This window comes from Thorsellia kenyensis, assembly GCF_042432445.1.
In the GTDB taxonomy this organism is placed as follows: Bacteria; Pseudomonadota; Gammaproteobacteria; order Enterobacterales; family Thorselliaceae; genus Thorsellia; species Thorsellia kenyensis.
On the sequence record NZ_JBHLXE010000126.1, the window covers coordinates 1 to 692 of the forward strand.

The window sequence follows — 692 nt, forward strand, 5'->3', positions numbered from 1 at the left end:
CCCATCATACCAGTACGGGAATATTAACCCGTTGCCCATCGACTACGCTCTTCAGCCTCGCCTTAGGGGTCGACTCACCCTGCCCCGATTAACGTTGGACAGGAACCCTTGGTCTTCCGGCGAGCGGGTTTTTCACCCGCTTTATCGTTACTTATGTCAGCATTCGCACTTCTGATACCTCCAGCAGACTTCTCAGTCCACCTTCAACGGCTTACAGAACGCTCCCCTACCCATTGACTTACGTCAATGCCGCAGCTTCGGTGCACAGTTTTAGCCCCGTTACATCTTCCGCGCAGGCCGACTCGACTAGTGAGCTATTACGCTTTCTTTAAATGATGGCTGCTTCTAAGCCAACATCCTAGCTGTCTAAGCCTTCCCACTTCGTTTCCCACTTAACTGTGACTTTGGGACCTTAGCTGGCGGTCTGGGTTGTTTCCCTCTCCACGACGGACGTTAGCACCCGCCGTGTGTCTCCCACACGTCATTCATCAGTATTCGGAGTTTGCATCGGGTCGGTAAGTCGGGATGACCCCCTAGCCGAAACAGTGCTCTACCCCCAATGATGCTATGTGAGGCGCTACCTAAATAGCTTTCGGGGAGAACCAGCTATCTCCCGGTTTGATTGGCCTTTCACCCCCAGCCACAAGTCATCCGCTAATTTTTCAACATTAGTCGGTTCGGTCCTCCAGTTA

The 692-nt window shown here is 52.7% G+C and carries 1 rRNA gene; it reads right to left on the bottom strand.

Going from position 1 to position 692, the window contains the following annotated elements:
• Positions 1–692: ribosomal RNA gene (locus tag ACFFIT_RS13270) — 23S ribosomal RNA — on the bottom strand; the annotation flags it as partial.